Genomic DNA, 24,475 nt, shown 5'->3' with positions numbered 1-24,475 from the left:
TATGTAAGGAGCTTGCTTATCCAGCAAGCTCGTTCGCCAATTTCTTTCCAGCTTCAATCTCATCATTGAAAGTTTTACGGTATTCATTAATAACCTCTGTGCTGTATCCATTGGCTTTCAGCTGATTTTCTGCATTGCCTACAATATTCTCAAACTTCGCCGTTAAGCTATCCAATTGTTGTTGTCCTTGAGCTAACAACTTCTTCTTCGTTGCATCATCTGAGGCTGATAAGTATTTTGCCGCCAAGCTCATTAGCGTAGAGTTATTCTCCGCCTGTAGAGATTTTAGCTTCGCTTCGGTATTGCTTGTAATTGACTCGTAGGATACCTTATCAGTACTGCTTCCTGCTCCTCCTGATGATGGTGGAGTGGTTGGCGTTCCTGAAGAGTTCGGTGTTCCTGTTGAATTGGAAATTCCCTTTACTGTCTTGGTCTTCCCGTCCCAAGTTATCTGTGAACCGGACGATACCGCCATGAAACGAACTGGAACGTATAAGGTTCCTTTATACATAAAGCTTTGCTGACCGGAAGGCAGCACCTTCTTCTTACCATTAAAAATAAAATCCACTTTCACAGGTGTCATTGCAAAGACTTTTCCCAAGAAGTTAGCATTGGCAGAAGCTGATGAATTCATCAGTTTTTCCTTAATAGATACCAACTGACTGGAGGTCGGCTCGCTTACGGTTACTTTTGAGGCTTTTCCATCCCACTGAACATTTTTCTGTAACGCATAAGAAACGAACCGTAATGGAACATAAGTCGTACCCTTATATATAAAGGCAAATTGACCAGCAGGAGGCTGTAGTTCAGTCCCGTCAAAATTAAACTCAACATCCATGGATTTCATTTTCACGTTGTTAGCCGCTTCCACAGTTTTTATAGGTGTGATACTTAGGAGCATGGCTACAATCATAACAATTGCAGAGTACCTCTTCATCATAGTTAGAATCCTCACATTCGATTATTTTGGGTTAGATCTAAATTGTTAATCTTATGAAACAACTTCATACATTGGAACAATCTGATCAATTACATCTTTAACTGAACTTGAACCTTCAGCGATCACCTTTTGCAGACGTTTAATCTCCAACTCCAGATAATTGCGATTCAGGTCGCATGGCTTTCCTATAAAAATACGGTTATGCTGGGTGGCCGTGACATTCTCTTCATCCGTCAATAACTCTTCGAAGAGCTTCTCACCTTCTCTAATACCTGTAAACTTAATATCGATATCATGATAAGGTTCATAACCAGACAATCGAATTAAATCTTCAGCCAGATTAAGAATCTTGACAGGCTGTCCCATATCCAGAACAAAAATCTCACCGCCAGCTGCAAGAGATCCTGCTTGCAGCACTAACTGAACTGCCTCCGGGATCGTCATGAAATATCGAACCATTTCTGGATGGGTTACCGTCACAGGTCCTCCTTCTATAATCTGCTGTTTAAAATGTGGGATGACACTTCCTCGGCTGCCTAACACATTGCCAAATCGAACAGCTACAAACTTCGTACGGCTCGATGCATTAATACTCTGAATGTACATTTCTGCAATTCGCTTCGTTGCACCCATCACACTTGTCGGATTAACCGCTTTATCAGAAGATATGAGCACAAAGCGCTCTGCGCCATACTGATCAGCACAATCCGCCACATTTTGTGTTCCGAACACATTATTCTTCACGGCTTCAGACGGGTTTCTCTCCATTAAAGGAACATGCTTATGTGCTGCAGCATGAAATACAACTTGCGGGCGAGTCTCCTGAAATACGCTCTGCATTCTGTCCCGATCCTGTATATCTGCAATGATCGTCTCAAGTGTAAGGGCAGGAAATTTCCTTCTCAGTTCCATCTCAATATTATAAATACTGTTCTCTCCATGACCGAGCAATAACAGCTTATTAGGTTCAAAGTTGGATATTTGGCGGCAAAGCTCAGAGCCGATAGATCCTCCTGCACCCGTTACCAGAACGATCTTATTCTGCACATAACTCATAATCTCATCGATGTCGGTTACAATTGGATCTCTACCAAGCAAGTCTTCAACGCTAACCTCTCTAATCTTATTCAAAGAGACTTTGCCGGATATCAGATCATTTAATCGCGGCATCATTTTTAATTTAACATCTGTATTCTTACAGATTGTCACGATTTCTGAAATTTGTTGTCTGCTTGCCGAAGGTATGGCAATCACGATCTCTTGTATGTCTTTCTCTGCAACGATACTTGGAATAACATCCCGTGTTCCTAACACGGGTATACCCAAAACATGCAGCTTGTACTTTTCCAAATCATCATCGATGAAACCAACAATTTTCATACCTGATGTCGAGTTTCTGATCTCCCTCGCAATCAATGTTCCACAGTTACCTGCCCCTACAATTAATACATTCTTAGGAATCGGATCCGTTACCTTATTGTACGTTCTGATTCCTAATAGTCGAGTAAGAAAACGATAGCCACCTACAAGAAGTAGAATCGTCTCCAATGAACGAATCACAATCGAGAATGGGACTCGTTCAGGTAAAACTAATAATGCTACGACAGTAGATAAGGCGCCACCGATAACTATAGCTTTGAAAATTGACAAGAGTTCCTCGACACTTGCATACTCCCAAGCTCTACGATAGAGACGGAAATAGTTAAGACTAATCCCGAATCCAATCGTTGAAATCGCTGCGTATTGAATCATTTGCAGTTTATACCCCAGTGGGAAACCATCATAGAATCGGAACCAGTAGGAAGTCACTATGCTGAACCATACGATTACGATATCAATAACAAACAACGCCACAATCCCTTTGCGAATTTTCATTAATTCGGTGCCCTCCGAAATTAATAGTTTATGTGATATTCATACCAATTAAGAATTAGGTTAGCGTTAGTTTCCATAATAGTAGTAATAGTATTCTTCACTTGTTTTACGTTTGACATTATTCAACACTACACCAAGGATACGGGCATTAACCCGTAATAGATTTTCTTTCGCCTTCAATGCGACATCCTTCTTAACCTTACCTGAATTAATAACCATTAAGACACCATCACTATTTGAAGCGAGCAATTGTGCATCAGTAACCGCAAGCACTGGAGGCGTATCGATAAGAATCATGTCAAATTGTTCTCGCAGCAACTGCATCAGATTTGTCATTCTCTTAGAATTCAGCATCTCGGCAGGGTTAGGCGGAATAGGTCCCGCTGTCATCACATACAGATTAGGTACTTCTGATTCTTGAATCACTTCTTCCAGGTTGCACTGCCGGGATAAAATCGATGACAATCCCATTTTGTTGGTCAACTGGAACGTACGGTGCACTGTCGGCTTTCTCATATCCGCATCAATTAATAACACTTTGCGCTCGCCTTGCGCATAGGTTACTGCTAAATTGGCTACGACCGTTGATTTCCCTTCCTCTGGCCCAGTTGAGGTTACCATGATCACTTGCGTTCTTTCATCCACTGATGAGAAGTCTATGTTGGTACGTAATGATCGATACGCCTCTGTTATAGGTGAACGAGGATTGGATAAGACAATAAGGTGGCGTTTTTTATTCTGCAATGCTGACATGTTCTTTTCCACCTTTCCTGGATGTTGATATAGATCGCGAAGGCCCTCGATCATTTTGATTTACCCGTGTAATCATCGCAAGCGTTGGTATCTCCAAAAACTCCTTAACATCCTCTTCTGTCTTAATCGTATCGTCAAGATACTCTAGTACGAAGGTTAATCCCACACCGAGCATTAAAGAAACAACAAACCCGATCATTAAATTGAGAATAATATTGGGTTCTACGGGTTGCGGTCTGACTAACGGTTCTGTCTTCGCTTCATTTAATATCGATACATTCTGTACATTAAATATGGACGGGATTTCTTTCTGAAATACTTTCGAAATCGCATTTGCTATCTCCGCTGCTTTTACATACGAAGTATTCCGAACAACTACAGTCATCACCTGTGTGTTATTTACAGAGTTTACGTTCACCATCTTAGATAAATCTTCAGTAGTTAACTGAAACTCAGGATAACTATTCACAACTTGATCAAGGATTGCTGGAGTTTTGATTACTTCTTTGTAGGTATTAATAAGTTGAATATTAGTGTTAATCTGATTGAGGTCCAATTGATTCACTGTAGAATTTGTAGGCGTCTGATTTACAACGATTTTCGTGGAAGCCTCAAATACGGGCTTCTTAACAAAAATGCTGTAAACCCCTACAAATGAACAAACCAATACAACAATAAGTGCTATCAACCATATCCTCTTCCGAATAATCCGAAAAATATCTCTCAAATCCAATTCACGTGACACGTAGGTTTCCCTCCAGCGGTATCTATAATTGCGTGATACTTTTTAACTCTGACTCAATTACCAAAAAATGGTCTTCACAAGTTATAAAAGAACACCCCCCTCCCATCTTCATGAGAGGAAGGCTTTCTTAAGTTCACTACTTTTTGTAATTCATTGTACGATAGATCATTACAGCTGCTTCTGCACGTGTAGCGTTATCCTTCGGGTTAAACTTGCCATTGCTTCCTACTACAAGCCCTTTAGAAGCAGCAAAGGCTACGGCCTGTCTGTAGGCTTTTCCGATTTTATCTGTATCAGCAAACTGCTTCAAGATACTATCCGAGTTATTCTCATCTGTAATATTCTGTGTAACTTTTAGCGCACGAGAAATCATCGTAGCCATTTCAGCGCGACTAATCTTCTCATGTGGTGCAAATTTAGATGATGTACGACCATAGATGATACCTTGTTCAGTTGCAGCCGCTACATATGGTGCAAACCAATCTGTGTTATTTACATCAGTAAAGGATTCTACTGCATAGCTGTTCTCCAGGTTAAGAGCACGAACCAGCATTTTAGCAAACTCAGCGCGTGTCACAGAATCTTTCGGTGCAAACACACCTGCCGCTTTACCTTCTATAGCACCCTTAGCAGCTACAACTTGAATTTGACGTCCAGCCCATTTTTGTACGATACCGATATCTGTGAAGTTCACTTTGTTCTCTACTACTGCATAAGTGGAAAGTGTGTCACGATTCTCTACAATAAATTTGCCATCCAACACACCGCCGTGGATTTGGAGGGATCCTTGGACTTCCTTAACAACACTTAAAAGTTCTTTATCTACGTTCACATCACGCAGTGGAAGACGAATTGTTATCGGTTTACGGAAGGAGTTCACTTGTTTACCGCCAACTTCAAACAGGAATTCGTATACATCTGAAGCTAATTGAAGCTTGCTAATCTCAGAAATAACTTTGTCATCTTTCATGTTAATGGACAATTTAATTGAATCATTAAATTGACTGATTGGCAGAGTAAACGTGAGTCCGTTTACGGTCAGAGCAATATTATCGATCCCTGCTGATTTCGCTGCTTCAATAATTGTCTTAGATACTGGTGCCTCTATGGAAGAAGCATTAACTGCACCATGATCAATGAAAAGTGTGATTTCACCTTTCTCATTAGCCGCTGCTGCCTTGATTGCTTCGACCAATTTCAGCATATAGGCCTCATCTAACTTCAATGTTGCTTTGCCGTTTACGATCTCAACCAATTCAAAAGCATCTAATTTCAACAATTTTTGTAAAGAACCAGTAGGAGTTGTTACCGCTCCACCTGGCGCTCCCCCACCATCGCCGGCTCCGCCTCCGCCATTAACTGGAGGTTGGGGAGTTACTACACCTCCATCACCATCGTCATCATCCTCTGGATCAGGTAATTTGATATTCTCGGCTTTAATATAAGCTAAACTAAGTGCTAGTGCTGCTTCCTTTACAATTGCAGGATCCAATCGGTTCTGTAGACTCGATACAGTGCTTGCAACCAGATTGTCGGTAATTCCAAGCTTATTAAGAACAGATCCTACGGATTGATCACCCACAGTTTCATTCAGCACACTGCGGTAAGCGTCCCTGATTAGAGCATTACGCGCCTCACTATTATTAAAAATGTCGTTCAATTCTTTCATAGTCTTATTCTTCAGAATTTCTACAATCTTTGATTCGACGCCTTGGTCACCAACCAAAAATTCTGCCAAGTCATCCACTGTTAAGTTAGCTACTCCCCCAGCTTCTCCGAGCTTTTTGGCGGCTTCAATATATTCTTCTTTATTCCGAATTTCCACCAATTTCTCGTATGCAGGATCATTAGCCAAATCGGTCACAGCATTAAACAAACTAAATACCGTCTCATTAGAAACGCCTGCTTTCCTAGTCTGAGTAAGTATTGGAGCAGCGCTCTCTTCGAAAGCGTCCCAACCGATCTTAGTGTTGATTTCTGAACGAAGAGCCTGGAGCCTAGTTTTATCTGCTGGACTTAATGCCGCATTTATTCTCTTCAGTTTGTCTTTGACCTTATCAACATTCGAATTAGCAGCTGAAACCGATGTAATCCCAAGATGTTTAGCCAGTCCTTCATTACTAAGTGGTATACCCGCTAGAGTTACTGCAGCCATGCTGACCGCGAGAGTGGAAGCGGTTACTTTTTTTCTGAATGACAATTATCTTCACCTCTGTTATGTTCTTTATTTATTTGTTCACAACTTAGTTAGTCGCGGCTTATGCCACTCTATCCAAGTCGTAAATAAATCATAGATTCACTTGGTCACTCGAAACATTCCCGATAGAACCTTTGCGAATACATTTCCGTGGACTTTATGTGTAGTCATGTCGAATATTGGAATCTCTAAATTGTCCACCACTCTCTTAGAATTGCTCTTAAAGTAACTCACTATCTCAGGACCAAGCTTCTTCTCGATCACTTGATAACTGCTTGTTAACTGAAATGGACGACGCACCGGATCATGAGCATCTGTTGCTATGAAATGTATGAGATTTCTTTTACACAAGTCCAGTGAGAGCCTCTGAAGCTTTCCGCCCTTCTCTCCTGTAACCGACTGAGCTGTCAATTGAGCCAACGCCCCAAGCTCTACGAGGTGAAGCAGCCGATCTGGATTACGAGCAATATCTGCATTACGTTCTGGATGGGCAATAATCACTCGAATGTCCATCAAGGATAATTCATAAACAATGTCTTCCACCGTTGCAGGAATATGAGATGAAGGTAACTCTAGTAGTACATATCTGGAACCGTAAAGTGAAAGTATCTCACCTTTCTCCCAATGACGTAAAAGATCATCATGGACTCTAACCTCCTGCCCCGGGAACACTTTAATATCCAGATGTAATTCTTGTAACTTAGAATTTAAAATTTCTACCATTTCAAGCACTTTAGAAGGATCGTTAATATAACGACCATTCCTATGATGAGGTGTCGCTGCAATGCACCGGATCCCATCAGCATGAGCTTGCTTCGCCATAGCTATCGCCATGTCCCAATCCTTCGCTCCATCGTCCATGTAAGGGAGTATATGGCTATGTATATCAATCATTGTCGAGAACCCCCCTTTAATCTTGTAAACAAAATTTAATATATTCAATCATAATGACAAAATATTTCTTTTTTTATCCCAATATTCCTTTAATCGCTATAATCATACACAAGTTTAATAAAGGATAAAAGAATTGGGATTTTGCTATATATTGCTACTTTTTTTCAACAGTGCGTATTGCATATCATGTATTTATTTGTTACAGATTACAATCACAAAAAAAAATAGCAATCATACAAATTGTATGATTGCTATACTATGTCCCTTTCTTCTGAATTGCTTTGAAAATTAGACATATATAATAGGCTATTAAAGCTCCTGCTGTATCAATAAGCATATCGAGTATTCGAGCATCTCGGTGGAAAATCGGCTGTAGTATCTCGGTTAATACTCCATATCCAATCGCCCATATTAACCCCTTTTTATTTTGTCCGAAGTTTGTCATCAATAGAGATAGAATAAAGAAACCAAAGAAGTGCCCTATCTTCTGAATAATGTATGCATTAGAGTCGAAGGCACCAACACGCCAAAGATCTGACCAGGTAGGTTGACTATTTAAATTCAAATGAATATGGAAGTCAGTGAATAATAGCGGCACACTCTCGGTACAAGTTCCAATGAATAATGCTACACACCATAAAGTAATTATTAATTTTCTCATCTATTACCTTTCTAATTAAACGAATCATTACGACGGTATCCGACTCCCAGAGATTAAAGATCTCACGTTAACGTATCTCATTGGTTCTCAGGCGAATAGGCCAATCAGAAAAAACATCCACGGTTCTCCATAGTTTACGCCGTTTTCCATTGTGACTCAAGAGTGAGCTTTCCCTTGTGCTAGACGATTTGAATAAATCCAGCGGTAGATCGTCTTCATCTCATTTCGACGGCTTTCATCCTCACTTCTAGTGGATAGCTAACTCTTGTTGCCATTGTAAAAACACCTCCAAGGTTGTCTCCATATCTTACAACATGGTTACATTCTCTTGAAGGTTTTTAAATTTATCTCACTTTTGGGGCAAGTCCCTATATACCTGCTTACCATTAAGGCTTTTTTATTCTAATTTTGAAATCATTTTCGTTTATCCATAAGGATGCTATCCGTTGTATAGGCCGACTCATATGCACTATGCTGGGCTTTAATTTGATTTTGTCGAATGGTCCATTCTCGAGCTTCTTCTTTTAAAGACTGCATTTTACCTAAGATCATAGAATCATACTGAAGCAACATCTTCAGTCGATGTTTCTGTGCTTCGGTCAATGTTGAATGACTTAATTCTGAAAGAATACTCTCCGTAATGGACTCACGATTCTCAACAAACTCCTCAACCTGCTCGTATTCTAAAGAATTGATTCGCTGAATGAAGTCATTCGTGAGCCTCTCTAAATTTTGAATCTTCTCATCCATGCTGGACACCAGCAGTTCCTCCAGAGACAGCCAGTTTACTAGCTTGAATCCATGTTTCGTAAAGATCGGTCAAATATCCCAGAGCTTCCTCAGCAGGTTCCTTCGACTTCTTAATATTTGCCTGGATGAGTAGATAGTTTATATATTCATACATCGCAAACAAATTTTTAGAAATATCATATGAGTGATTCAAGGTAGACATCAACTCACTCACGATCGTCTGGGCCTTACCGAGATATTGATTTGCCTTGGGTAGATCATTGTTACTGATACCATCTATTCCTATCTTCACAAAACGTATAGCCCCATCATATAACATAAGGACAAGCTGAGCCGGGCTAGCTGTTTGGACTGACGATTGTCTGTATTTATCATAAGGAGATGTAATCAACGTACTCACCCTCCACTTTCTATTGGAAATAACCTGCTAGACTGGACGACTGAGAATTGTATTGGTTCATGGCTCTTTCCATTGCAGAGAACTGTTTGTAGTAACGGATTTCGAGGTCTTGGAGACGTGCCTCCATGGTGCCGATCCGTTTATTATAATCCTTTAGCTGCCGGCCGATGACACTCTCTTCCTTAAATGTACTGTTGGAATCAGCCAAAAATTTTGAAGTTCCTGCTTTGTCCACAAGCTTGTCAAGAGCGTTATTCATAGCGGTTTGAACACTGGAGATTATTCCGTGGTTGCCCCCGTCACCTGCACCCTGGAAGATGTTTGACACTTTTTGCGGGTCACTTTGCAGAGCGGATTTCAGCTTCTCTTCGTTAATGTTAAGCTTGCCGTTCTCAAAATACTGGCCTGTTGTAATCCCGATCGAACTCAGATCACCGACCATTTCTCCAATGGCGGAACGCATCTCGCTTAATGTGGAGCGAAGAACCTCATCATTCTTCAGCAAGCCGCTTCTAGCCTTTTCTTCCCATAGTTTAATGTCGTTCTCTTTCATTTCTTTCTTCTGTTCATCGGTAAGTGGAGCATAACTGCGGTACTTTTCTTCACCCAGCTTGGTGCTGAAGGTCTTAATCAGCTCATTATAGGATTCAACAAAGCTCTTAATGGTTTCCAGAGCCTTTGCTGGATCGGTCTGCGTAGTGATCGTTGCCGGTTTATCCTTATTTATTTCCTGGAATGTCAGTTGGACTCCATTAATAAGAAATGAATTACTATCAGGGGTGAAGATTTTTTTAACACCTCCAGAAGTGATCAGAACCTCAGCTGGCTTTGCATCCTGAACATCGCTCAGATCAAAAAGACTTATTAATGAACCTTCAACGCCTGTTAATTTATTTGTGTTTCCATACTCTTTCGCAGAAACAACAAATTTTCCACTTACTTCATCAAAGGTTGCTTTGACTTTAGCCTTTGCACTAGAGTTAATCCTGTTTAGTACCGTCTCTATGGTTTCGGTAGACTTAAATACCAAAGGCTCCTTAATACCATTGATACTTAAGGTATACTCTTCGCTTCCATCACTCTTCGACAATTCACCAAGCGTTGTTTTTAGTGAAGCACTAACTGGAACATCAGAATTTCCTTTTATAGTTAGTGGGGAAGTCGTCTCAATGCGTGATTTTTGTGCCAACTTAAACACTTCTACACCCATTGAAATATTCGAAGCAGATGCAGTAGCCTCTGCCTTTATTGCGGTTGTATTTCCTGACACCATGGCTTTGTTAGAGTTCATCGCTGATGAATACTTAAAAGAAGATGTTTTTGTTTTAAAGTCTATCATCTTGCTATTCATTTCTCGATAACTCTCACGTCTCCATTCTATAATGGTTTTCTGCTGTGTAAGCTTATCCAAAGGAGCACGCTTTGCAGTAATCAGTTGCTTTACCATACTGTCAATATCCATACCTGAAAAACCACTAATTCGCATTTGCATTCTTTTGTTCCCCCCCTTAAACCTTCTGATCAACTAAAATTCCTGCTATCTCCATCATATTGGCTACCAGATCCAACGTCTTTTCAGGTGGTATTTCACGAATCAGTTCTCCATTCTCCTTGTTCAACACTTTCACCATTATTTGGTGTGTTTTTTCATGAATACTAATTTCTAGTGTTGTCTCCGGTCCTTGGAGAGCCTTGGTGGCCTTCTCTATTAAACGAATAAGATGCTCATCTCCTGTAGGAATTTGAATACCTTGACGCTCAAGTTTAGCAATCTCAGTGCTTTTCTTAATAGAGTTAATCAAACTTGCATCTTTGTTAGCAGCCATATATTCACTGACTTGATTTCCTTCGACTTTAGCGCTGCTCACCGTATTTGCCGTTACTGAAATTTGAAGATTCATTGGACAACCTCCGATGGCATATAAACTATTTATAATGTATATCGGATTTTGCTCACTTGATGTTAAGAGGATAAAAAATCGGAATTTTCCCCTATGTTAGATCATGAAAAAAGTGGTTTATTATAGATGGGTTAATTCTTTCTTATTTATTTCTGCAACACTAGCTTAGCCCAACTTGATACAACTTTAAAACCGACCTTATCATGCATCCTATGAGCTTGATCCGTATAAAAAAAAGCGTACACCTCTTTGCCCTCCGATAAGAGATCATAACAGAGCTTACAGTAAATTTGATATGCGTAGCCCATTCCTCTTTCCTCAGTTTTTGTAAACACGCCTGATGTGACTGCAAGCTGATTAGTTTGAGCATAAGTTGCACAATGAGATACGATTTCATTATCCTTTTTAATCACATAGTTTCTACCAAAGCCTTCAATATAGCGTTCTTTTAATTGATGTTCCAGCAATGAAGAATCATAATGTCCACCTAGGCCTTTGTCTCCAATTAATAATTTGGCAATCTCATGCATGTCATCAATTGACGCGATCTCTACTTGGCTTGCATTGAACTTCGAGACATTTTTAATTTGACCAACACTTCCATAATCAGCAGTATAACTTGGAAATCCCCCCTGTATGTTTTGAATAATTTGACCTGTACCTGTTATAATCGCGGGTTTATTTTCATGAACAAAATCCATATAATCATCAACAATAAAGTCAGTATCTTTAGAAAAAAAGTGAGTGCCCGTATAATACTTCGCCATTAACCCTCTTATATCTCCAACATCATCTAAGCTAATCCACACATTGAAGTTTTCAGTATTTAATCCGTATTTATTAAGATTTATATATAGGTACAAACATTTTGAATAGTCTCTGCCGATGTATTCTAAGATCCTTGTTATCCATGATTCATCACACTGCTTCAACATAATTTGCTCCCCCTCTTTTCTAGAGCGATATTTTCACTTGAATAACCTAATATCAATAGGGGGTAATATTCGAGAACTTATTTTTATTTTCTTTGCTTCTTCGTAAAACAAACATCCACTGCTTCGTTTCCTTCTGTGCTTTAATATCATCATAAAAAAACTCTTCATTGACTTCCAAAGTAAATCCCGCTTCATAAAACACATTAAATACTTTTTGGTATTCTTCCTCGGTTCTGTAAATCGCGCTGTATTCATTCTCAAGGTCTTCCGAATAGAATTTATCTAGAGTCAACCTTTTTCCGAACGCAATTGGCTCTGATAAATAGATGATACAATCTTCATCGAATTTTTCTATCAGTTTACTGAGCACCTGCATTACTTCATCATCGTTGATGTACATCAGCACTCCGCCCGAAATAACGAAGCGATTGAACTTAGTTTCTTCTGACAAAATGGCAGAATTGTTTACTAAATCTTGTATAGATGAATGAATAAATAAGGTGTTTTTATTTTTTACGATATCTACACGCGATTTTATAATATCTATGAATTCCTTTACGTAATCCACACCAAGATATGTTCCCGCAACCGAAGTAATATACTTAGTTATCCGCCCAGTCCCACAGCCGACTTCTAATACATTACTGCTGCTATCTAAGCATAAATACGGGAAACGATGCTCCAGTTCAAAATTAGTCCAAACCTCAATTTTATTCTTATCTTTGTCGCCGCATAAAACTACTGGTGCATCTATATCAATAAAAATCTTATCCACTGCCCGTTTTCTATAAAAACTTTTTAGACTTTCAGAATCTATAGATACATTTTTGGTATATATTCTATTCAAATTTCCTTCTCCTTTTCTAATCATCTAATTACCTTTAATTCCAGTCCATCCAGAAATCTTATATATGATACATAGGTATGACCATAACGTTGTTTGACCGGGGGCAACTGCATATAATCTCCATAAATAGAAGAAAGTATTTCGTGATAACCTATCGGTGCATAGAATCTATGTCCTTCAAATTCCACCGTTACTGCCTCGGAAAACCACTCCCGTTTGAATATATATCCGGAAAAGTAATTATGTGCAGCTAGATAAGGAGTTTTTTTATCCGACTTAGCAAAGACATCAAAGATAGATGTAACTACCTTTTTGGGAATACAGGAAAGTGCTGTGTATGCAGCTCTACTAAATTTATTTCTTACCATTTTTCTGCCTACAGAAGCCCACAAGAGCCTTCTGCATATTTTACAAGCCTTAAGAGATACTTTTTGTCTAAATCTATTGCTGGAGATATTATCTAAAGGAAAGATATCTATGAATATTCCGTCTTTTTGCTTTAAATGTTCCTGCCCAGAGCGAATAAATGAGGTGTTTTGCAATTTTAGCTTTCCATAAACCCAATTATAGTTTTTATCCGTCTGTTGATTTTGTAAGAAGAACTTTGATGTATCTAATTCATTCTCACAAATACTGCAAAATTTTTCGTAATCTTCCCTACACATTTCGATATCTATATCATCATCCCAAGGAATAAATCCTTTATGCCTAACAGCGCCTATGAGTGTGCCATAGGATAAAAAATACTGAATATTATGTTCTCTGCATAATCTATCCACTTCGATTAGTAGGGTCAACATTTCCAATTGTAATTTCCTTAAATAGTCATCATTAAGTTTTATATATTCTGTATTATGTTCCATACATGCACCTACATTATTACAAATTGATATGATTAATGATTCTTTCATAATCATCGAAATAATCAATCTCTGACCAAAACATTCCGCTGATATCGATCGTCTCAATATTTTTCTCTTCAATGAGTGAATACAATATATTTTCCCACCATAATTGATGCTGTTGGCTTCCAATAAGCTGCTCTAATTTATTTTTAAAATCCCCCAGGAATTTCTCTTTAACCTTTCCAATACCAACATACTCGCAGCTTCTTTCTTGAATAGGCAGGTCCTTGCCAAACTTCCTTATATAACCGTTCTCTAACTTGAGAAAAAAGTCCCCTTCTAACGTTCTGCTTGTATCCACTAGTAACGAACAATCTTTATCTGTGTCTATGATCAAATCCAGAATATTTTCATCAAAAAAAACATCGCCGTTCATAATAATCGTATCTTCAGTCAACTCTTTTCTAGCAAACCAAAACGAAGCTATACTATTGGTAACATTATAAAATGGGTTGTAATAGTACGTAACATCCAATCCATCTAACGCTTCATATATTTTAGTTTCCCGATATCCCACGCATATAACCGGTTTAATATTTCTCTCAAGCAGCATTATTACACTTCTTCGAATCAAGGGTATTCCATCCACCGGCAATACTGATTTAGGAATTTCTTCGATCATTCTAGAGATTCTTGTTCCTCTTCCTGCTGCCAATAATATAGCTTTCATGGAACTCCACCTTTCCCCTCAAAATCGTATGGACTGATCTTGATCTGCTAATTTAAACTGTTCCCAAAATACTCGCATAACCTTAACACTTGCTGTAGTCACTCGGATCCAATCAGCCAATATAGGAGCTTTATAGGTTTTAATTAAGATGTTATTTCGCTTTAGTTCGGCAAAAATATGTTGTGGGGTTTTCTTAGGTCTAATAAGCACGTAATTACCATTATTAAAGTGATATTCATATTTGTTTTGTTGAAGGTGCTCCAACAAGTATTCTCTTCCTTGCTTTTCCTTGTCCATCAGTTCTTCTATAATTTCAGGATGATCCAATATTTCTTCAGCGAATTTAATAGCAAAACAGTTTACCGGGTATGTGGAACAAGCCTTTTTAATTTCACTGATAATTTGGTCATTGGATACGATATAACCAATTCTTGCACCAGCAATAGAGAGCAATTTAGAGAATGTCCTGAACACCATTACATGATCGTATTTGCTCGTAACATTCATATAGGTTTGGGGCGAAAAGTAATAATATGCTTCATCGATTACTACGATTGCATTGTTTATCTTCGCCTTTTCAATAATTTTCTCAACTTCATTCTCTCTCCAAGATGCCCCAATAGGGCTGTTGGGGTTTAACAGTACTACGATTCCGGTATCCGGGTCTATAGCATCTAAAACTTCATCTAAGCGCACTTTAAAATCGGCATCGTAGTTAATCGGTGAATGTTCCATGCCATACATATTCATATATACGGAATACATTTCAAAACTCGGGTTTACTGAAACCACTTTCTTCCCTAGTTCTCCATAAACTTCAAATAACAGACGCATAGCATCGTCAGAACCGTTGGTTAAACAGATATTAGACGGCATACATTGCAAATATCCTGCTAATTTCTGAATTACTTTGGACATCTCTGGATACATCGCAACATATTCTGGTGTTATATACTTCATTACCTGTTCAAAAAATGGAGCAGGGAGCCCCTCAGGATTCTCATTCATATCCAATCGAATATAGTCTTTGCGGCTCTCACTATAGGACGTTCTATATAAATCTTTTATATTTGGGTTAACGTAATACAACTATTTTCACCTCTCACTACTTCATTCTTAATGTTATGGTGAATCTTCTGTCCGCACGAACCATCAGGATTACTCATGCTTTTTATAAATTTATTCATGCGCTCTACTTTCTTATAGTCCTCATGGTTCTCTACCATTGCTGTAAATTCATTCAAACTCATATCCTGATCAATAAAATAACAGCCCAAGTAGTCAGCATAATAGTACCGGTCTTCTCTTGTCATCTTTTCGCTCAGTAATCCCAGAACGGGTTTTCCAGTTATAATACACTGCAGCATAACTGAGCTGTAATCACTAATAATTCCGTCTGAGATCGTAACCGCAGGGTATATGTCACTGTTTAAATCAATGATAATATTTACGGCCTGCTTTAGTTTGTTCTTCAATATTTCGAATCTCTCTAACAAATGAGGACGCATCGTCTTTATAGTGATATCTGTAAGTGGATGCGGCCGCCAAATTAAAGCATACCTAGAATGATTCATGAAATAATTAATAATCTGTTCCAATTGCTCAAACCAAGTCTCAAAAGAAAGCAGATCTGCAATCCCGGTATTAAATAAGAAAACTTTTTTGTTCTGGGTTATAAATCTCCAATAAGGTGATATTTCTCTTCCTTCATTCACTGCAGTTAACATTGCATCAACCTTTGGAGATCCTATATCCAAAAGTTTATTGGCATTCAAACCAGCTTCAATATACGCATCCTTGGTGCTTTTGGACTGTGTAACTATCTTCGTTACATTTTCAAAAGCTGGTGTGACCAAAACATACGGTACATCGGAACTTCCGGCGACATAATAGGGTACATATACCAGCATGTCCGTATACTTCGCAAGATTATCCGAAAAGAAACGAGGGTTAACCATTGTAAGAGTATTGTATTTATCATAAGGATTGTGAATGTAGATAATATCCGGCCTTCTATCTTCAAAATCATAAATTTCGAACGGAGTAATATTTATATCATCAGGAAATTCATTTCCTTCATAACAAAACTTAATAATTTCCCCTTGAGCATTCTTTTCGTAGTATGGAATGGGCACTACGTAGCATGAACAATCCGGATCTTTCTCAGCTTCTCGATATATACTTTCAAGCGAATCCCACATCGAGGCTTTATAAGGCATGAAAGCAATCTCTAAATGTGTATTCTCATGATTTGTGACCATTGACTTAGCTTCAGCCAAGACCTCTTGAGTCTCATATATATCTTGTGATGAACTATTCTGTGGATTAGCCCAATTACTTAAAGGATAAAGATTCTTCATAACGAACTTTATGTTCTGTGCGCTTTCCCCTTCATTTAACTTATGAAAAAGATCATAACATCTCTCATAAGTACTGTATTCAGGACTTTGATCTAGCAGCTTTGTATAAAATAATTGAGCGTCCTCAAGATAATTCATATAAAAACATATATCACCCAGTAAAGTAATAATTCTCTTATCATTCGGATACAACTCAAACAGCTTTATTAACAAATCGATAGAAACTTCATAAAAACCGTAATCAGCTAATATGCCGCTAACACGAATTTTTACATCCAGAGAACCCTTCCATACATATTCTAGGATACGCTGGAACACTTCATATTCTTGAAGTGCTAGTAGTCGAATAATCAATCTTTCAAGCATCTGTTCTAATGATGTATTTAACTGTCCATCACGGATTTCTTCAACTTGTACAATGCAATTAATCGTTCTACTTTCCTTCTTGCTTAAATTAAGAAGGGGCAACGCTTTTTGATATAAATCAGAATCGCGCATTAGAATTGACAGTAGTAAAATATCTTCTCCATTTTGCTTAGGAACTTCTTTCATGCTCAACCATTGATCTCTTGCTTTATCATAACTCCGCTCATATTGGGCTCCCACTGCACTAACATTGTCCTCAACCCGAATATTAAATTCACTCAAGTACTTATTCAGAAGTGAATGCCTTAGCGAATACAAAACCTCAAGTAATAATTTCAGTTCTTCAATATTCGAAGTTCTATAAATTAGTTCAATATTCTGATAAACATCGTCCACTGGAATATTAGCTTTAGTGACTAATTGGAAATATTTTTTAATTGCTGCTGCAAATGTTTTTTTTATTTTTAGTGCCTCTATTATGTGCTCGTAGCTTTTGGAGATTTGGTAATTCGTTTCATAGATTTCAGCTAATCTATAATGAGCCATATAACTTCCGTTACCTTCAGTAACAGTTACTCCCTGATCACCAAGCCTCAAACATTCTAAGAAGGAAGTTTCTGCATCTTTTACATAACCCGCTTCAAAATATATGCTCCCTTGTAAGTATCTAAGGTCAGTTGTATCAGGATATAGTTCCACTGCGTCTCTTAGAATTTGTAAAGCTTCTTCATATCGTTTTAATTCATTCAGACAGAAGCACAAAGTACTTATCAATTCAGGAACAATAACCAGTTGCTTACTTAACGGATAGGATTTTTTTAGATACTCAATGGCTTTTTCATGCTCACCAATGGCCATATACGTCCTTCCCATGTTGAATAAATTATATGCGGTAGGATTTTCCTTAACCTCTTGGAGCATCAATGGTAAATTACGTTGATTTTTAGCCCGATTATTCATCATATCTTCCATATAGCCTGAATGGTTAATGATGAAATTTCCATAACCGCTTGTATATTTCATTCCTTCATCCATAGTATTCAAGTGTTCATGAAGGCGGTTTCGATATAAAAACCCCTTAAAATTAGCAAATAATCGGATTGCTGTATGATTTATTGCCCTACCGTAAGAGAGGATATTGTGTATATTAATGAAATAATAATCGTACCCCGAACTGAGCTCCTCTTGCAGATCCGCATTTTCTTCTAAATATTCATCCGCGTCAAGTACCAAGATATAATCCGACTTAGCATATTTTAACGACTCATTCCTTGCTGCGGCAAAATCATCACACCATTCAAAAGAGTAAATTTCATTGGTATATTCCTGAGCAATTTCTATGGTTGAATCTGTTGATCCTGTATCAATAATTACTATTTGATTAACTTTATCCTTAACACTTTCTAAGCATCTCTCCAAATAATCTTCTTCGTTTCTAACGATCATACATAAAGAAATGGATTTATCCATTGTTATATATCCTTTCATGTTACTTGGTCATAGTGTTTACATATTATATCGGTAGAAATGTAATCCTTGATTAGATTTTAGATAAATATACAAAAAAAGGTGAATGAACACCGTTTTTTTGATTGTACACATTTACCCAATCCATCAATTTCATCATAAAAAGACAAAAAAGACCGCCTAAATGATTCTCGGCAGTCTTCTTTGTCTTTTGTCTTTCTATTAACGAAGCAATTGAAGCACTGCTTGTGGCTGTTGGTTTGCTTGAGCCAACATAGCTTGTGCTGCTTGAGCAAGAATGTTGTTCTTCGTTTGATTCATCATTTCTTTCGCCATGTCTACATCACGAATACGGGATTCTGCTGCAGAAAGGTTCTCAGAAGTAGTACCCAGGTTATTGATGGTATGTTCCAAACGGTTTTGGTTCGCACCAAGCTTAGCACGTTCTGAAGATACTTTCTTAATTGCATTATCAAGAACAGACAAAGCTGCATTAGCCCCTGTTTGAGTTCCGATAGCAAGAGAGCTAATACCTAAGGAAGCCGCTCCCATATTACCGATGGACAGTGTAATAGATTGGCTTGTATTTGCACCGATTTGGAATACTGCATTACTAACACCTGCTCCGTCTAGGAGTTTCTTAGTGTTAAACTCAGTGTCAGTAGAGATACGAGTAATCTCTTTAGTCAACTCGGTAACTTCTTGTTGAAGCTCAGCACGATCATCATTAGTGTTTGTATCGTTAGCAGACTGAACAGCCAACTCACGGATACGCTGCAGGATGCTGTGAGTTTCGTTCAAAGCACCTTCAGCTGTTTGGATCAAAGAGATACCGTCTTGAGCATTCTTGGAAGCCATATCCAGACCGCGGATCTGACCGCGCATTTTCTCGGAGATTGCCAGGCCAGCTGCGTCATCACCAGCACGGTTGATTCGAAGGCCAGAAGACAATTTCTCGATGGATTTGTTTGTGTTAGCAGTGTTAGTACCCAGTTGACGGTGTGTATTCATTGCAGCAATATTGTGATTGATAATCATAATAATATTTCCTCCCTGAAATAAGTGATCCCACGTCCATGTGGTTTATTGGTCGCTACCGGCAGGGTCGGCCGCCCCTCAGTAGCTCTACTATATATATCGTCAGGATGAGGAATCTTTTAATAGCAGTTTAGAGATTTTTTTATTTTTTGTTTGAGTCGTCCATTCGTTTCATTAATGCATTAAGATTTGCTTGGGTTGGTGCAGCAGATTCCCGGTTGGACTGCTGGATAGCCAGGTAAACTTCTTTCCGAAATATATCAACATCTTTGGGAGCCGAAATGCCAACTCGCACGTTATCACCCTCAACACCGAGTACGGTGACCTCAATCTGATCCTGAATCACGATAGATTCTCCGACTTTACGAGATAGAACAAGCATTCTAAGCACCGCCCTTTCCATCAGTATCGATTGATTCCGTGGCAGAATCATTCCATAAACGGTGACTTGTCCGGTACGAGGAATGATGAAGCACTACCTGCTTACCAATCTTTTTCTCGGTATTCATAACAATCGGTGCCAAGAGATTTATGCTCGACTGCTCAATAGGGTCCTTTAAAGTCACGATATTTCGGACATAAACATGTCCTTCTTTCAACGCGAGTTCAGTACTCTCGCTATCCGGCAGTTCAAATTCATACTCTGGATAAAACACAAAAGGATCTGCCAGAACAAAGGCCAGTTCTTTCTCTTTTAAGGATTGGAGGTAGGCAAAAGGTCCCCCCTCCATTGAAAGAAGGGCGAAGCTAGTTTCCTGTTCGAACCCTGGAATTCCCTTTGGGAACTGATAGATTTGTTCTTCCGTGACTTCAATACTACCCCATGCTGAAGTTTCAATAATCATATGTTTTGTCACTCCTTAATCGTATGATCTTTGAATGAAAAAGAAAGCTATAGACGCATTTCAAGTCATCTACAGCTTTCAGAATAATTTATAATTGGATATCAAATTCAGGCGATGTAAACGAAACAGATGGATACTGTCTCATATTAACACGGACGTCACCCATCTGATAGAGTGTCTCTGGACGATTCACTTCCACCTGAATGTCAGTAGTCCCTTTATGATAAGTAATATCCGGGGGCCGGGTATCGATACGAATATCCACGTTGTCCATCGACGCAGGGCCTCTGAACTCCGGCATGCCGGGCGTCTGCCAGTCTCCACCCCAGATGTTCGCTATCGTATTGCCTGGTTGATGGATCGCAGCCATTCGATTACCTAGCTCCACCCGGTGAGCGATTCCCTGTAGAAATATCTGCTCAATTCCCGAGTAAATCCGCTGATTCATCTCTAACGGATTGCCGCCATGATAGGCAGCCCATGCCTTGGACTGATCTACGGACAGTTCTGGACGGTACTGCTGGATTTCCCACTCCCCAGGTGTTGTCTGGATACTCATATCCGCTTTCGGCTGACGGATAGAAAATTGTCCACGTTGAATATCCAGTCCTATAAGTCCGGGCGTCTGTTGAATTTGAAGAACCGGCTGCAATGGCGTCCCCTCCTGTGATTATCTCAGAAAATCAACCAGGGAAGGTTGAATGATTCTCGCACCGGCCGAAAGAGAAGCATTGTAAATGTTCTCTTGTATCTTAGACAGCATAATCAATTCCGCATAATTCGCATCTTCCGTCTTTGCTTGCAGCTCTGTTAAATTGACTTCAAGGTCTCCCAGTCGGCCTTGCAAAAGCTCAATCCGATTCGTTTTCGCTCCAACTTCCGCACGTGTGCTTAAGATTTGATCCATACGGGAATCAATATTCCCCAGTTCGTCAGATATTTTACCATATTCTCCTTTAGATAGCGCATCATTGAGGCGATCCATAAGCATGAACACACTATCCTGCCCCGAGCCAAACACATCATTACCCGTCACATTGATGGAGAGCTGCACCCCATCCCCAACAGTGTACTGAATAGAACCTGAATCTGTAGATCCATTATAGACACTTGGATCTAATATACCGTTTATATTAGAAGCGAAGTCATATGGCTTCTTATCATACTCTTGTCCATTAAAGACATATTTTCCATTGAGCGTACTGTTTGCTATATCAACCAACTGCTCTTTCAGTTGACTCATTTCTTCCTTGATACTATCCAATGCAGATTGCGGGTTGGAACCCGTCGCTGCCTGAACACTTAGTTCCCTAACCTTCTGAAGAACACTACCTGCCTGATCCAGCACAGTATCATTAAATTCCAGCCAGGAAATCGCGCTGTCTACATTCTTCTGATACTGCTCATTGGAAGCCAGTTCCGCACGGTAGCGCAGCGCATAAGTAATGCCTACCGGATCATCAGAAGGTTTATTTATCTTCTTTCCTGTTGCCAATTGGAGCTGTGTATTGTTCATCTTCTGGGCATTCCGGTTTAGATTCAGCATCATCTGGCTGTTCATCATATTGGATGTGACTCTTAACATACTATTGTACCCCTTCCTGTTTAGCGGCCTACCACACCAGTGGAATTAATCAGCTTATCCAGCAGCTGGTCAAATGTCGTTAAGAAACGTGAGGAGGCACTATAAGCATGCTGAAATTTGATCATATTCGACATTTCTTCATCCAATGAAACGCCACTAACCGATTGCCTTCTGCTGTCCACCTGTTGAACCAGAAACATAGAGTTTTCCGTCTGACGGGATGCTTCCTGTGCCTGAACGCCCAGCTGCCCGATCATGGAGCTGAACAAACCATCAACGGTTGAACGATTCGTTCCCCCAGGTATGGTAAAAGACAAACCTTTCAAATTGGCCAGCATTTTTGCAAGATCATTATTACCTTTAATGACTGAATTACCATCGCCCGCAAGACGCATTGAGGTTGCAATTTTATCGGGGTTAGCCGCAATCTCCTGGTTTAACCGGATGTTACCTGCCGTGATCGTAGTCCCACCGTCTGCTGCAGTAAAGAAAGGTACTCCTTTATCCGTGGTTCCATCCATAGAATAACCAAGCTCGTGCAGCCCATTAAAGCCTTGTACAATCGTCGGGACATCCTCTTGAAGGACAGCTCCCTTGGGAATAGGCTGACCTGCGGTTACGACACTTACTTGTCCATTAACCAAGACCTTGGCATCCGAGGTTAAAACGGTACCTTCTGGCGGCATGGCTCCTGCCGGTAAAGTAATTTTCACTTCACCGTTCACCAGCGTATTGGCCATGGTATTCAACTGATTACGGTAATTCTCCACGAATTGGTCTCTGGACACAATCATCCCGTGAACTTCTCCGCCTTTAAGATCACCACTTGCGAATGCTGTATTTAAAAATGCACCGTCCACATTAGCAGATACTGCAGCCCCCTGTACGAGAACCTGTCCACCTAGGGAAATATTGTATCCCTGTTCCGAGTTCGTCACGGTAATATTCACAATCTTCGACAGCTTATCTACCATTAGGTCACGTTGATCCCGAAGGTCGTTAGCTTTGTCACCAAGGCTCTCTATGCGGGCAATCGAACCGTTTAGATCGGCTATGATTGTCAGATAACTCTGGGCTTCCTTCGCCTTCACATCTATATTCGTATTTAAATCATTCGACAGATTATCAAGCTGTCTGCTCATATGATTAAGCGCATCGGTCAAAGACTCGGCTGTCTGTTTTACAATTTTACGTGCTGTCGGGTCTTCCGGGTTCTTGGACAGCTCTGAAAAGGAATTCCAAAACTTATCCATGACCTTACGAATACCCGTCTCCGAAGGTTCTGCCATAATCGCTTCTAGCTTGTCTAACGTATCGTATTGAATATTCCAGCTACCAAATGCGCTGTTCTCTCCCCGGAACTGGTCATCTAAGAACATCTCTCGAACACGCTCGATGCTGTTAAACTCAACACCCGTACCCAACTGGCCCGCTGCGGTTGATCGGTTGAGACCATAGGCTTCAATGGGAATTGATGCCTGCATCTTCACGACTTGACGGGAATATCCCTCTGTATTCGCATTCGCTATATTATGACCTGTCGTTCCGAGTGCAGCTGTTTGGGTAAACAGGCTTCGCTTGGCCGTTTCTAATGAGTGAAAAGTAGATCGCATTGCAATATCCTCCTGTTTACGCTCGGGTATCGAACAGGCCCGGTCGTCCTGTGCTTCCGCCTCTGTCAGACGGGTGATGGTAGGTAGCTTCGTCCTGTGATGACTTTCCGGTCAGCATGTCGAGAGAGAAATCGATGAAATCCAGCGATTGAACCAGCAGCTGCTGATTCAGGTCGTTCTTCACCTTCAGCTCCTGCAGTGTACGGGATAACCGGGATTGGACTTCTAGCAGCCCTGCCTTCTCCTCGGGATCGAATACGAGCCGCGCAAGCTCCGTCAGCGTTAACTCCAGCTGTGACTTAACCCCTCTGCTCTGCAAAAAAGCATACGCCGCTTCGACGCGTTCCCGCTCCAGCTGCTCGATTGACTTCATTCCCTTGGACTCCCGGTTCAGTAACTGAACCACAGCATCCACATCATTGCTCATGATGGCTTGCCGCTTGTCCTCAGCCAAAGCCAGCATGTCGTTATACACCAGCTCGAGCCGCTGCAAAATATCTATTAATGTCTGTACTGTCATATCTGACATCCTTAGTTCTCAGGAAACTGCTTGAAATGAGGCAGCAGCTTCTCTGCAAGTTTATCGGCACTTACCTGATACGTTCCTGAAGCAACCTGCTCCTTCAGGGATTGTATCTTCTGCACACGGGCAGGATCGTTGGCACGCTCCTGAGCATGAAGCATCTCCATCGCTTCTGTCGAGATGGATACCTCGTCCTTGCGGCGGG

General features: G+C 40.0%; 25 protein-coding genes. All 25 read right to left on the bottom strand.

The window, feature by feature from the left end; genetic code table 11:
* Positions 1–16: 16 nt before the first annotated feature.
* Positions 17–940, bottom strand: a complete 924-nt coding sequence (locus tag BN1234_RS15015; protein WP_054957480.1) for a stalk domain-containing protein — start codon at positions 938–940, stop codon at positions 17–19.
* Positions 941–991: 51 nt separating this feature from the next.
* Complete coding sequence (locus BN1234_RS15010; protein ID WP_054957479.1) at positions 992–2,815, bottom strand: polysaccharide biosynthesis protein; 1,824 nt, start codon at positions 2,813–2,815, stop codon at positions 992–994.
* Between the two features lie 66 nt (positions 2,816–2,881).
* Positions 2,882–3,568 carry a CpsD/CapB family tyrosine-protein kinase gene (locus BN1234_RS15005; RefSeq protein ID WP_054957478.1) on the bottom strand — a complete coding sequence of 229 codons (687 nt, stop codon included), beginning with the start codon at positions 3,566–3,568 and terminating at the stop codon, positions 2,882–2,884.
* The gene (locus tag BN1234_RS15000) at positions 3,549–4,313 is read right to left on the bottom strand and encodes a YveK family protein (protein WP_054957477.1); all 765 of its coding nucleotides are present in this window, start codon (positions 4,311–4,313) and stop codon (positions 3,549–3,551) included. The genes BN1234_RS15005 and BN1234_RS15000 overlap by 20 nt, the downstream gene beginning before the upstream one ends.
* 136 nt (positions 4,314–4,449) lie before the next feature.
* A complete protein-coding gene (locus BN1234_RS14995; RefSeq protein ID WP_054957476.1) occupies positions 4,450–6,513 on the bottom strand; it encodes an S-layer homology domain-containing protein in 2,064 nt (687 codons plus the stop codon).
* A 96-nt stretch (positions 6,514–6,609) separates the two neighbouring features.
* On the bottom strand, positions 6,610–7,404 hold the full coding sequence (locus tag BN1234_RS14990) for a tyrosine-protein phosphatase (RefSeq protein ID WP_054957475.1): 795 nt from the start codon (positions 7,402–7,404) through the stop codon (positions 6,610–6,612).
* Between the two features lie 256 nt (positions 7,405–7,660).
* On the bottom strand, positions 7,661–8,065 hold the full coding sequence (locus BN1234_RS23100) for a VanZ family protein (protein ID WP_054957474.1): 405 nt from the start codon (positions 8,063–8,065) through the stop codon (positions 7,661–7,663).
* 414 nt (positions 8,066–8,479) lie between these two features.
* The gene (locus tag BN1234_RS14980; RefSeq protein WP_054957473.1) at positions 8,480–8,824 is read right to left on the bottom strand and encodes a hypothetical protein; all 345 of its coding nucleotides are present in this window, start codon (positions 8,822–8,824) and stop codon (positions 8,480–8,482) included.
* The gene (gene fliS, locus BN1234_RS14975) at positions 8,808–9,206 is read right to left on the bottom strand and encodes a flagellar export chaperone FliS (RefSeq protein ID WP_054957472.1); all 399 of its coding nucleotides are present in this window, start codon (positions 9,204–9,206) and stop codon (positions 8,808–8,810) included. The genes BN1234_RS14980 and fliS overlap by 17 nt, the downstream gene beginning before the upstream one ends.
* A gap of 19 nt (positions 9,207–9,225) precedes the next feature.
* On the bottom strand, positions 9,226–10,707 hold the full coding sequence (gene fliD, locus BN1234_RS14970) for a flagellar filament capping protein FliD (RefSeq protein ID WP_245640191.1): 1,482 nt from the start codon (positions 10,705–10,707) through the stop codon (positions 9,226–9,228).
* A gap of 16 nt (positions 10,708–10,723) precedes the next feature.
* Complete coding sequence (locus BN1234_RS14965) at positions 10,724–11,116, bottom strand: flagellar protein FlaG (RefSeq protein ID WP_054957471.1); 393 nt, start codon at positions 11,114–11,116, stop codon at positions 10,724–10,726.
* Positions 11,117–11,262: 146 nt separating this feature from the next.
* Complete coding sequence (locus BN1234_RS14960) at positions 11,263–12,051, bottom strand: GNAT family N-acetyltransferase (protein WP_054957470.1); 789 nt, start codon at positions 12,049–12,051, stop codon at positions 11,263–11,265.
* 52 nt (positions 12,052–12,103) lie between these two features.
* Positions 12,104–12,898 (bottom strand): class I SAM-dependent methyltransferase, encoded by a 795-nt coding sequence (locus BN1234_RS14955; RefSeq protein WP_054957469.1) that lies wholly within the window; start codon positions 12,896–12,898, stop codon positions 12,104–12,106.
* A gap of 20 nt (positions 12,899–12,918) precedes the next feature.
* Positions 12,919–13,815, bottom strand: a complete 897-nt coding sequence (locus BN1234_RS14950) for a LicD family protein (protein ID WP_082423228.1) — start codon at positions 13,813–13,815, stop codon at positions 12,919–12,921.
* Positions 13,778–14,473 carry a phosphocholine cytidylyltransferase family protein gene (locus BN1234_RS14945; RefSeq protein ID WP_054957467.1) on the bottom strand — a complete coding sequence of 232 codons (696 nt, stop codon included), beginning with the start codon at positions 14,471–14,473 and terminating at the stop codon, positions 13,778–13,780. The genes BN1234_RS14950 and BN1234_RS14945 overlap by 38 nt, the downstream gene beginning before the upstream one ends.
* 18 nt (positions 14,474–14,491) lie before the next feature.
* Positions 14,492–15,562, bottom strand: coding sequence for a pyridoxal phosphate-dependent aminotransferase (locus BN1234_RS14940; RefSeq protein WP_054957466.1), 1,071 nt, complete (start codon positions 15,560–15,562; stop codon positions 14,492–14,494).
* Positions 15,538–18,669: a glycosyltransferase gene (locus BN1234_RS14935; RefSeq protein ID WP_054957465.1), complete on the bottom strand. Its 3,132-nt coding sequence runs from the start codon at positions 18,667–18,669 to the stop codon at positions 15,538–15,540. Before BN1234_RS14935 ends, BN1234_RS14940 begins: the two co-directional genes overlap by 25 nt.
* Positions 18,670–18,888: 219 nt before the next feature.
* Entirely contained in the window at positions 18,889–19,704 is an 816-nt protein-coding gene (gene hag / locus BN1234_RS14930; protein WP_054957464.1) for a flagellin Hag, read from the bottom strand.
* Positions 19,705–19,846: 142 nt separating this feature from the next.
* Positions 19,847–20,086, bottom strand: a complete 240-nt coding sequence (gene csrA, locus BN1234_RS14925; RefSeq protein WP_054957463.1) for a carbon storage regulator CsrA — start codon at positions 20,084–20,086, stop codon at positions 19,847–19,849.
* Between the two features lies 1 nt (position 20,087).
* Positions 20,088–20,549 carry a flagellar assembly protein FliW gene (gene fliW / locus BN1234_RS14920; protein WP_054957462.1) on the bottom strand — a complete coding sequence of 154 codons (462 nt, stop codon included), beginning with the start codon at positions 20,547–20,549 and terminating at the stop codon, positions 20,088–20,090.
* 88 nt (positions 20,550–20,637) lie between these two features.
* Complete coding sequence (locus BN1234_RS14915; protein WP_054957461.1) at positions 20,638–21,201, bottom strand: DUF6470 family protein; 564 nt, start codon at positions 21,199–21,201, stop codon at positions 20,638–20,640.
* Between the two features lie 18 nt (positions 21,202–21,219).
* On the bottom strand, positions 21,220–22,134 hold the full coding sequence (gene flgL, locus BN1234_RS14910) for a flagellar hook-associated protein FlgL (RefSeq protein WP_054957460.1): 915 nt from the start codon (positions 22,132–22,134) through the stop codon (positions 21,220–21,222).
* Positions 22,135–22,154: 20 nt separating this feature from the next.
* Positions 22,155–23,747 carry a flagellar hook-associated protein FlgK gene (gene flgK, locus BN1234_RS14905; protein WP_054957459.1) on the bottom strand — a complete coding sequence of 531 codons (1,593 nt, stop codon included), beginning with the start codon at positions 23,745–23,747 and terminating at the stop codon, positions 22,155–22,157.
* Positions 23,748–23,763: 16 nt separating this feature from the next.
* Entirely contained in the window at positions 23,764–24,267 is a 504-nt protein-coding gene (locus BN1234_RS14900; RefSeq protein WP_054957458.1) for a flagellar protein FlgN, read from the bottom strand.
* 11 nt (positions 24,268–24,278) lie between these two features.
* Positions 24,279–24,475: flagellar biosynthesis anti-sigma factor FlgM (gene flgM / locus BN1234_RS14895; RefSeq protein WP_054957457.1), on the bottom strand; the 197-nt coding region annotated here is incomplete at its 5' end.

This window comes from Paenibacillus dakarensis (genome assembly GCF_001373415.1).
GTDB lineage: Bacteria > Bacillota > Bacilli > Paenibacillales > Paenibacillaceae > Paenibacillus_AQ > Paenibacillus_AQ dakarensis.
Note: the sequence above shows the minus strand (reverse complement) of the source record. Positions and strands in the feature narration are given on the sequence as shown.

Bases quoted from the DNA above. Each gene is read 5' to 3' on its own strand.
- BN1234_RS15015 (WP_054957480.1), bottom strand. From the start codon at position 940: ATGATGAAGAGGTACTCTGCAATTGTTATGATTGTAGCCATGCTCCTA.
- BN1234_RS15010 (WP_054957479.1), bottom strand. From the start codon at position 2,815: ATGAAAATTCGCAAAGGGATTGTGGCGTTGTTTGTTATTGATATCGTA.
- BN1234_RS15005 (WP_054957478.1), bottom strand. From the start codon at position 3,568: ATGTCAGCATTGCAGAATAAAAAACGCCACCTTATTGTCTTATCCAAT.
- BN1234_RS14990 (WP_054957475.1), bottom strand. From the start codon at position 7,404: ATGATTGATATACATAGCCATATACTCCCTTACATGGACGATGGAGCG.
- BN1234_RS23100 (WP_054957474.1), bottom strand. From the start codon at position 8,065: ATGAGAAAATTAATAATTACTTTATGGTGTGTAGCATTATTCATTGGA.
- fliD (WP_245640191.1), bottom strand. From the start codon at position 10,707: ATGCAAATGCGAATTAGTGGTTTTTCAGGTATGGATATTGACAGTATG.
- BN1234_RS14965 (WP_054957471.1), bottom strand. From the start codon at position 11,116: ATGAATCTTCAAATTTCAGTAACGGCAAATACGGTGAGCAGCGCTAAA.
- BN1234_RS14960 (WP_054957470.1), bottom strand. From the start codon at position 12,051: ATGTTGAAGCAGTGTGATGAATCATGGATAACAAGGATCTTAGAATAC.
- BN1234_RS14950 (WP_082423228.1), bottom strand. From the start codon at position 13,815: ATGATTATGAAAGAATCATTAATCATATCAATTTGTAATAATGTAGGT.
- BN1234_RS14945 (WP_054957467.1), bottom strand. From the start codon at position 14,473: ATGAAAGCTATATTATTGGCAGCAGGAAGAGGAACAAGAATCTCTAGA.
- BN1234_RS14935 (WP_054957465.1), bottom strand. From the start codon at position 18,669: ATGGATAAATCCATTTCTTTATGTATGATCGTTAGAAACGAAGAAGAT.
- hag (WP_054957464.1), bottom strand. From the start codon at position 19,704: ATGATTATCAATCACAATATTGCTGCAATGAATACACACCGTCAACTG.
- csrA (WP_054957463.1), bottom strand. From the start codon at position 20,086: ATGCTTGTTCTATCTCGTAAAGTCGGAGAATCTATCGTGATTCAGGAT.
- fliW (WP_054957462.1), bottom strand. From the start codon at position 20,549: ATGATTATTGAAACTTCAGCATGGGGTAGTATTGAAGTCACGGAAGAA.
- flgL (WP_054957460.1), bottom strand. From the start codon at position 22,134: ATGTTAAGAGTCACATCCAATATGATGAACAGCCAGATGATGCTGAAT.
- flgK (WP_054957459.1), bottom strand. From the start codon at position 23,747: ATGCGATCTACTTTTCACTCATTAGAAACGGCCAAGCGAAGCCTGTTT.
- BN1234_RS14900 (WP_054957458.1), bottom strand. From the start codon at position 24,267: ATGACAGTACAGACATTAATAGATATTTTGCAGCGGCTCGAGCTGGTG.